Origin of the sequence: Mesorhizobium sp. M7A.F.Ca.CA.003.01.2.1 (assembly GCF_003998945.1) — a bacterium.
Taxonomy (GTDB): Bacteria; Pseudomonadota; Alphaproteobacteria; order Rhizobiales; family Rhizobiaceae; genus Mesorhizobium; species Mesorhizobium ciceri.
Map to the genome: position 1 here is coordinate 1 of NZ_RZRA01000097.1, position 8,962 is coordinate 8,962.

Genomic DNA, 8,962 nt, shown 5'->3' on the forward strand with positions numbered 1-8,962 from the left:
GTTATCAAGCTGACCCTATATATCGTTTCCCAGACAGCTCTTCTTAATTTCCGATACTTCTTTTCCACGCAACACCCCACTACGCGGATAACGCACGGCTAACGCGGCGTCCGCTCTGATAACGACGATGGCGAAGGCGCGATCCGCCTCCTTGGGCAGGTTGGCAGCCGTCACAGATGGGGCCGGTCGAACCCGTCGGCCAGCGCCCCGAGGTGAACGAGCCCTCCAGTCGCCATCCCTGCGCATGCGTTAAACCACAATACGTCAGGCTCGATCACCGTCCTCCTCCGTTTGAATGACGATCCGGCGTGCCGGCCTGACGGTCGTCAATTTGCCGCCTCTGGAAGTCTGGGAGACTGATGGTCTGCTCGGGTGATTGGTGTATCGGGGCGAGATCAAATACAGAATACAGAACGACAAAAGGTTTGATTGATCTAAGTTGTTGCTCCGCATCAGGTATTTTGTGTCAACGACCGTGGCGTCTTTGAAAGTGTGTGGAAGCAAGGACATAAGCCCCTTTTGCGTGTTCCATTCTGGACTGCGTTACTAGCGTGAATTGCCGTTTTTTGGGGGAGTTATCCCCAGCCTGTGCACGCTGCGGGTCGCGTTTCGTTGGTCCTGCGCCACGAATCCGCTGCATTTTCCTCAAAGTCGACGTATGTAAGCAGAGCGTAATAAGGGGGGCGACGGATAGCGGCTGCTATGCGCACCAAGAAAGGTTTGAGCCATCACAATTTACGGAAGTAACGGCGCGGCAGTGTCGCGCGAACGACCGCTGGTCATGAAAACATCGGGGGCCGGTTCTCCCGAGCTGCGTTCCGCCATTCTCGCCTGCATGCCTGGGCTGCTTGGCGTGGCGCTGTTTTCGGCAGTGATAAACATTCTCGCCCTGACCGGTTCGGTCTATATGTTGCAGATCTACGATCGCGTTCTGCCGTCGCAGAGCGTTCCCACCCTGGTGGGATTCACGATCGGCATGCTGGGCTTGTATGCGGTCTACGGGCTCCTGGATTTCGTGCGGCTTCGCGTGCTGGTCCGCATCGGCAGTCTTCTCTATAGAAATTTGCAGCAAAAGGTGTTCTCCATCTCCCTGTCCTTGCCGCTCAAGGCAGGACGTGATGCGGGCCGCTTGCAGCCTTTGCACGATCTTGACCGACTGCGCGGCTTTCTTTCCGGAACGGGACCGACGGTCATCTTCGACGCTCCGTGGATCCCTTTTTATCTGGTGATCATTTATTTGCTCCATCCTTTGCTCGGCTTGTTGGCAACCGTCGGCGCGATCGCCGTGGTCCTCCTGACGGCGGTTGCGGAAGTCTTTAGCCGTGGTCCGGCCGCGCGCGCCTCCGAAGACTTGTCGTCGCAACGGGCGCTTGCCGACTCCGCCCGGCGCAACGCCGAGGTTGTTCATGCAATGGGGCTTTCTGGTCGACTGGCTCGACGCTGGAGCGACGTCAGCCGCGCATATCTTGGTCAGCAGGAGCGCCTCTCGGATGTCGTCGGTGGCGCCAGTTCCTTCTCGAAGGCGCTTCGCATGGGTCTGCAATCCGGCGTTCTGGGGCTCGGTGCCTACCTGGTCATCGGCGGTGAAGCTTCTCCTGGGGTGATTATCGCATCTTCCATATTGCTCGGCCGGGCCTTGGCCCCAGTTGACGCGGCCATTGCAAACTGGAGAGGTTTTCTATCGACCCGGCGCAGCTATAGCGAACTGGCAGCTGTCATGGCTGCATTTGGCAGTCAGGACGATCCGATGGAATTGCCTCGTCCACAGGCACGATTTGCCGTCGAGCAACTGACAGTCGCGCCGCCCGGCCTGACAAGACCGACCGTTGTAAATGTAAGTTTCCACCTGTCGAGGGGGGCTGGAATGGCCGTCGTCGGCCCGAGCGGCTCCGGCAAGACGACGCTGGCCCGTTCGTTGGTCGGGGTGTGGAAGCCGCTCCATGGCTCGGTGAGATTGGACGGCGCCTCTCTCGATCAATGGAACTCGGAACATCTCGGCGCCCATATCGGCTACATGCCGCAGGATGTGGAGTTGTTTGACGGCACGGTAGCAGACAACATTTCGAGGTTCCGAGGCAAGACGGATCCAAAAGGCGTCCTTGCGGCGGCAAGAGCCGCCGGCGTCGAGAAAATGATCATGCAACTCCCTCAGGGATTTCAGACCCGCATCGGGGAGGGGGGAGCAGCCCTGTCGGCAGGGCAGAGGCAACTCGTGGGTCTCGCCCGAGCCCTTTATGGCGAGCCGTTCCTTGTCGTGCTCGACGAACCGAACTCGAACCTCGACGTGGATGGAGACGCTGCCCTGGCCGGCGCCATACGGGCAGTGCGTCAGCGCGGGGGCATCGTCATTGTCGTTGCGCATCGTCCCTCGGCACTCGCCAACATCGATCAGGTGCTGGTTATGTCGAACGGGACGGTTCATGCCTTTGGCTCGCGCGAGGAGGTCTTGGCGAACGTGCTCCGACCTTCACCGCCTGTTTCACCTCGGCCATCTTCTTTGGCGCCGATACCGGGGGTTGCCGGGCATGCATGAGGCTCTGCTCGAAACATTCGTCACCTTCTCGTCCTATGCCCGGACCCTTCGTGGCAGCAAAGGACCTGCCGTGAGCTCGCCAGATCTGCCGGACGGTATACGGGCCAACCTGATATTCGGCTTGGTGATTACAGGTCTGCTGGTCCTCGGCGGCGGCCTGTGGCTGGGATTGACCAAGATCGCCGGCGCCGTGGTTGCACCGGCCACCGTGGTGGTAGAAAGCAACGTCAAGAAGGTCCAGCATCAAACCGGAGGAACAGTGGGCGGGATCTTCGCGCAGGACGGAGATCATGTGCGAGCCGGCGACGTGCTGGTCAGGCTGGATGACACGCTGACACGCGCGAACCTGCAAATCATCAGCGAGGATCTCGATCGCGCGACCGTTCGCCTCGCCCGGCTGGAGGCCGAGCGCACGGGCTTGGCGGAAATGCAGCTGCCGGTCGGCCTGAAAGCGCGAATGAACCAACCGGAGCTGGCTGCGCTCGTCAACGGCGAACGCGCTCTCTTTGAAACGCGCTCTTCGGCTTTGGCTGGACAGAAGGCACAGCTGAGAAGCCAATCCCAGCAACTTGAACGTCAGATCGACGGTCTTAAAGCGCAACAGAGCGCGGTGGATGAATCGGTTGCCCTGCTGAGCAAGGATTTCGCCGACGTTGATTCCCTCTACGCCAAAAAACTCGTCTCCAAGGAGAGGGTAAGCAACATCAAGTTGGATGCCACCCGGGCCAGGGGAGAATCGGGTCGCCTCGCTGCAGCAGTAGCTGAAGCCAGGCGCGCATCAGCGAAACGGGGTTGCAGATGCTGCAGCTGGATGACCAAAGGCGCACCGACGTGACGACCGAACTCCGCGAGACCGAAGCCAAACAGACCGAACTCAACGAACGGAGGATTGTGGCGCAGGATGAACTGACCAAGACAACGATCCGCGCGCCACAGTCCGGAACGATACAGGAATCGGCTGTCCATACCGTCGGCGGCGTTATCGCGCCTGGCGAGATGCTTATGACCATCGTACCTGATACCGACGATCTTGTGGTGGACGCGCTGATCCCTCCGTCGCGGGTCGACGATGTCCGGCCTGGGCAGCCGGTATCAATCCGTTTTCCGGCGTTCGACGTGGGAACCACTCCGGTCTGCCAAGGGTCAGTGAAACACATCTCGGCAGATCTGATTAAAGACCCGCAACGTCAGCTTTCCTATTTTTCGGCGCGTATCAAGGTTGAAAGCAAATCGAGCTGCCTGACCGAAGCGAAGGTGCTGAGGCCAGGTATGCCCGCCGAGGTTCATATCCGCACCGACGAACGCAATGTCTGGTCTTATCTGTTGAAACCCTTTGCGGATCAGATGTCCAAAGCGTTTACGCAGTGATGGCGAGGTGGAGGAGGGCGTGACCAATAGGATATCGGGATTTCTGGCGGCCCGACGGCTTTTGGGGGCGGGCGGCCGTCGAGCCTAACCGGCGACGCGGGGATGAAGCGCCTCCGGCTGGAGGAAACATGCGCGTTGTGTGACGCTACCGCATCATTCGAATAGCGAGGCTGGTTTACCGTCCCCAGACAACGGCATTCTCATGCCGTTTGATGATGTGCTTCAGGTTTTCGAAGGCGGTCGTGACGTGGCCGGCGAAGCGCTCTGCCGCCGGTGAGCGTGGTCCGCTGACCCGGCGAAGGATACCGAGTGAGCGGCTGGGCTGCGGGATTTCATAGGGCAGCACCGTAACCCGGCTCTCCTTGCGCTGCGCGAAGACTACGGAGAATGGCAGCACGGCCAACGCATCGGTTTCGGCAAGGAAGTTGATCACGCTCATCAGCGAGCCTCCCGAATAGCGGATGTTCAGGTCCGACATGCCGATGCTCATCAGGATCATCTGCAGGTCCGACATCAGCGGAGAGCCGGGCAGGGGAGCCACCCAGGGAAAGCTGGTCAGGTCATGCGCCCTGAGGCGGCGATTTCGCAGCAGGGGATGATCGGGCCGGCAAGCCACGACATTGCGTCCGGGCAGGATTTCGGTGAATTCGAAGCCGGGACCAAGGTCGAGCACGCCGATCGGCACGATGCCGAGGTCGATCTGGTTGCTGTCCAGCGCCGCGACCATCTCGGGCAGGTTCATGTAGCTCTGCTGAACGGTGACCTCGGGTTCGAGCTTCTGGAATTCTCCGATCATCCGGCTGATCATCGCGTCCATGAAGAACGGCACGCCGCCGACACGGACGACACCTTTGGTGCCTTTCATGAAGCCCTGCACCGCATCCGACGCCTTGCGCGACGCGGTGATGATCGTGCGGCCCTGCGCCGCCAGCTGGAAGCCGAGCGGCGTCGCCTGCAGCGGCCGGCGGCCCTTGAGGAACAGCGGCTCACCCACCCGCGCCTCCAGCATGGCCAGTGATCGGCTGACCGCCGGCTGGGTCAAGCCCAGCATGGCGGCTCCTTCCGACACGCCGCCGGCATCCAGCACCGCGGCGAGCTGCATGAGGTGGCGCTCGTTCAGCTTCATAGCAAAACGCTATACAAGGGACGTCACATCTCATCAAGCATCGCGTCGGGCCGTGCTATCCCGCTTGGCAAGGGGAAGGGAGGCCCCGGCGGAATGCACGGCCAGCACGACCCGAAGCGGGATGAGTCCCCCAAGGCGATATCGACGCAGGCCGAGGAATTCTCGCGGCGCCTGACGGCAATGGGCCAGTCCCGCCTGGCGGCGGCGGCGCAGGCAGCCGTGGATGGTTTGCACGCGCTGATCGTGGAGTTGCGGCCCTCCGGCGAGGAATTCCGCCAGGCGATCGATTTTCTGACCGAGGTTGGCCACTACGCCGATGCGCGGCGCCAGGAATGGGTGCTGTTCGCCGACGTCCTGGGCGTGTCTTCGCTGATCGAGGATCAGAACAGCCCGCGCCCCGCCGGAGCGACACCAAACACCCTGGCCGGGCCCTTCTACCGGGCCGACGTGCCGGAGATGCCACCCGGCGCGAACATCTCGCGCGATCACAAGGGCGAGCCGCTGGAGGTCGCGGGCCGCATCGTCGCGCTCGACGGCGCGGGGGTCGGCGATGCGACGGTCGAGATCTGGCAGGCCAATGCCGAGGGTCTCTACGAGAACCAGGAACCCGACCGCCAGCCGGAATTCAATCTGCGCGGACGCTTCCGTACCGATCCGCAGGGACGGTTCCGCTTCACGACGGTGAAGCCGAAGGGCTACACGCTGCCGTCGGACGGACCGGTCGGTCAATTGATGTCAGCGCTGGGCCTTGGCCTCGAGCGGCCGGCCCATATCCATTTTCGCGTCTCGGCGGAGGGCTTCGAGACGCTGACGACCCACATCTTCGACCGGTCGGACCCTGCGATCGGCCGGGATGCCATCTTCGGGGTCAAACCCGAACTCATGGCCGAGTTCCGCGCGCTGCCGCCCAATGGAGGAAAACGCAAGCACGCGCTCGACCTCAACCTCGTGCTCTGCCCGCAGCGGCGGAGCGATACCGAAACCTCTGGGAGGAGATGACCGATGGCACGTATCAGCGGCTACCACCATTTGACGCTCTCGACCGACAGCGCTCAGGAAGATTTTGATTTCTATACCAAGGCGCTCGGCCTGCATTCGGTGAAGCGCACCGTCTTGTTCGACGGCGTCATCCCGGTCTACCACCTCTATTACGGCTCGCCCAATGGCGATGCGTCGACGATCATCACCACCTTCCCGTTCCGCAAGCCGGGCGTCTATGGCCGCCGCGGGTCCAATCAGTCGCGCACCATCATGCAGTCGATCCCCAGGGGCGCCGCGGATTTCTGGGTCGACCGGTTGAATGCGCGCGGCATCGAGGCCATCAAGATCACCCGTTTTGGCGCCGACCGTGCGGCTTTCGCACATCCCTGCGGCATCCCGCATGAGCTGGTGGAAAGCGACAGGGATCCCCGCGCGCCCATCACCAACGAGGCGCAGGGCATCGGCAAGGCCCACGGCATCAAGGGAATCTACGGCGCCGTGGTGGCGGTGATGGACCGCACCGCCATGGACGACTTCCTGACCATCGCATTGCCGATGGAGAAAGAGGCCGACGACCACGAGGGGCTCGTGTTCCGCGTGCCGGATGCGGCCGGCGTCGCACAGCGCGTGGAGGTCATTGTCGACCGCGACAGCCCGCAGGGCACCTGGACTCTGGCGGGAGGCACGATCCACCACCTCGCCCTCAACACCGGCGACGAAGAGAACCAGTTGAAGCTGCGCGCTCATATCGAGGGCCTCGGCTTCACGGACATATCGGAGCAGAAGGACCGCAACTACTTCAAGTCCTGTTATGTCCGCTCGCCCGGCGGCGCGCTGTTCGAAATTGCCTGGACCACGCCGGAAGGCTGGGCCAAGGACGAGCCTCCGGGCCAGATCGGCAAGACGCTGGTCTTCCCGCCTTGGTTCAAGGACCGCGAGAGCGAATTGCAGGCCGGCCTGGAACAGGCGGATTTCGCGTGAGTTCAGGCAGCGGTCCGCTCCGGCTTGGGCCAAGAGGCCCGGAGGCTAAGGCGATTTGCGTCTTCGTCCACGGCCGCGGCCAATCGCCCGAAGAGATGCAGTCCCATGTGCTGTCGCGGCTTTCCGCGTCGGCCGTGGCCTTCATCCTGCCGCGCGCGCCGCACGGCATGTGGTGGGAGGCGCGTGCCGTCGACCCGTTGACGTCGGTCGCCCGCGCGCAGCTCTCTGACGCGCTCGACCACCTTGCGGCCGCAATGGTTGCGGCGCGTGCCGAACTGCCCGGACTGCCGCTGCTTCTCGCGGGCTTCTCGCAAGGGGCGTGTCTCTCGATCGAATATCTCTGTGCGGGGCTGCCGCCGCCGGACGCTTTGGCGGCCTTCACGGGCTGCCGTGTCGGCGTTCCGGCGGACGAAAGATCCGAGGCGGCGCCGGCCGGAATGCCGATTTATCTTTCCGGTGGTGATGCCGATCCGTGGATACCGGTCTCGGCGTTTGCCGATGCCGCGCAATCGCTGGGCCGGATTGGCGCGAGCCTGCGGGCCGATCTGTTCCCGGGCCGCGGCCATGAGGTCTCGGACGCCGAGATTGCCATGCTGGGCACTATCCTCGACGACCTCGCGGCCGGGCGTGGCCCGCGCATGGAGGCGGCGCGATGATGGACAGCTTCACCTTTCCGGGCCTGACGACACGGGTGGTCTTCGGTGCCGGCACCATGGCTCGCGTCGAGGAGGAAGTCCGGCGGCTCGGCCATGAAAAGGTGATGGTGCTTTCGACGCCGCATCAGAAGGGCGATGCGGAAAGGCTGGCCGCAAGCCTTGGTGGCCTCGCCGCCGGGATCTTTGCCGGCGCGGTCATGCATACCCCTGTCGAGGTCACGGAAAAGGCCATCGATACCTTCCGCGGCAGTGGCGCTTCGGCGGTCGTCAGCCTCGGCGGCGGCTCGACCACTGGGCTCGGCAAGGCCATTGCCGTGCGCACGGGCGCCGACCAGGTGGTCATTCCCACCACCTATGCCGGCTCGGAAATGACCGACATACTCGGCGAGACGGCAGCCGGCGAGAAGACCACCCGCCGCTCGCCGGACATTCGCCCAGAGACGGTGATCTACGACGTCGATCTGACACTGAGCTTGCCGGTAAATCTCACCGTAACCTCGGCGATGAACGCGATCGCTCATGCGATGGAAGCCTTGTATGCCCCCGATCGCAATCCGGTCATCGTGCTGATGTGCAGGGATGCCATGGTTGCCTTTCGGGAAGGCATTCCAAGGTTGATCGGCAATCCGCAGGATCGCGCGGCGCGGACGCAGGCGCTCTATGCGGCGTGGTGCTGCTCGACCGCACTCGGCTATGTCTCGATGGCGCTGCATCACAAGCTGGCGCACGTCTTCGGCGGCTCGTTCGACACGCCGCACGCCGAAACCCACGCCATCCTGCTGCCCTACACGACCGCCTTCAACGAAGCGGCGGTGCCCGATCTGCTGCGCCCGATCGCTGAGGCATTCGGTGGTGGTTCGGCGGGCGGCGGGCTCTGGGATTTCGCACAGTCGGTCGGCTCTCCGCTGAGCCTGAAGGCGATCGGCATCGAGGAGGCCGATCTCGACCGCGCGGCGGCAATCGCGGTGAAGAATGCCTATGCGAATCCAAGGCCGATTGATCCGGGATCGATAAGGGAACTCCTTCAGGCGGCGTGGGAGGGACGCCGTCCGGGGGACTGAGAACAAAACAAGAGGGAGGAACCAAACATGATCACAAGACGCAGCCTACTGAAAGCCTCGGCGGCGACAGGCCTGGCGCTCGCCGGTTCGCGCCTGGCGACGCCGGCCATCGCGCAAGGCGCCAAGATCCGCCTGGGCTATGTTTCGCCGCAGACGGGGCCGCTCGCCGGCTTCGCGGAAAGCGACGCCTACAACATCAAGGCCTTCCTCGCTTCCGAGGCGGGCAAGAACTTCGAGGTCATCGTCAAGGACAGCC

Annotated in this window: 9 protein-coding genes; 8 read left to right on the top strand and 1 reads right to left on the bottom strand. The window is 63.0% G+C overall.

Annotation, left to right across the window (positions count from 1 at the left end):
* The first annotated feature begins 781 nt into the window (after positions 1-781).
* The 3 genes from EN969_RS06580 to EN969_RS35875 are packed head-to-tail and all read left to right on the top strand — an operon-like array spanning position 782 to position 3,901.
* Positions 782-2,533, top strand: a complete 1,752-nt coding sequence (locus EN969_RS06580) for a type I secretion system permease/ATPase (RefSeq protein ID WP_063167497.1) — start codon at positions 782-784, stop codon at positions 2,531-2,533.
* Complete coding sequence (locus tag EN969_RS35870; protein ID WP_245467420.1) at positions 2,526-3,368, top strand: biotin/lipoyl-binding protein; 843 nt, start codon at positions 2,526-2,528, stop codon at positions 3,366-3,368. The genes EN969_RS06580 and EN969_RS35870 overlap by 8 nt, the downstream gene beginning before the upstream one ends.
* Positions 3,365-3,901, top strand: coding sequence for an HlyD family efflux transporter periplasmic adaptor subunit (locus tag EN969_RS35875; RefSeq protein WP_245467421.1), 537 nt, complete (start codon positions 3,365-3,367; stop codon positions 3,899-3,901). The genes EN969_RS35870 and EN969_RS35875 overlap by 4 nt, the downstream gene beginning before the upstream one ends.
* Before the next feature lie 175 nt (positions 3,902-4,076).
* Here the strand turns inward: EN969_RS35875 and EN969_RS06590 are convergent, their stop codons facing one another.
* Positions 4,077-5,027, bottom strand: coding sequence for a LysR family transcriptional regulator (locus tag EN969_RS06590; protein WP_013533101.1), 951 nt, complete (start codon positions 5,025-5,027; stop codon positions 4,077-4,079).
* 93 nt (positions 5,028-5,120) lie between these two features.
* On the opposite strand from EN969_RS06590, the gene EN969_RS06595 reads away from it, so the two are divergent.
* The 5 genes from EN969_RS06595 to EN969_RS06615 all read left to right on the top strand — a co-directional run.
* Positions 5,121-6,026 (top strand): dioxygenase, encoded by a 906-nt coding sequence (locus EN969_RS06595; RefSeq protein ID WP_063167498.1) that lies wholly within the window; start codon positions 5,121-5,123, stop codon positions 6,024-6,026.
* A gap of 3 nt (positions 6,027-6,029) precedes the next feature.
* Positions 6,030-6,989: a VOC family protein gene (locus tag EN969_RS06600; RefSeq protein WP_013533099.1), complete on the top strand. Its 960-nt coding sequence runs from the start codon at positions 6,030-6,032 to the stop codon at positions 6,987-6,989.
* Positions 6,986-7,645, top strand: coding sequence for a dienelactone hydrolase family protein (locus EN969_RS06605; RefSeq protein ID WP_013533098.1), 660 nt, complete (start codon positions 6,986-6,988; stop codon positions 7,643-7,645). The genes EN969_RS06600 and EN969_RS06605 overlap by 4 nt, the downstream gene beginning before the upstream one ends.
* Positions 7,645-8,706: a maleylacetate reductase gene (locus tag EN969_RS06610; RefSeq protein ID WP_063170176.1), complete on the top strand. Its 1,062-nt coding sequence runs from the start codon at positions 7,645-7,647 to the stop codon at positions 8,704-8,706. The genes EN969_RS06605 and EN969_RS06610 overlap by 1 nt, the downstream gene beginning before the upstream one ends.
* A 27-nt stretch (positions 8,707-8,733) precedes the next feature.
* Positions 8,734-8,962, top strand: a 229-nt coding sequence (locus EN969_RS06615) for a twin-arginine translocation signal domain-containing protein (protein ID WP_127419035.1), incomplete at its 3' end; no start/stop codon positions are given.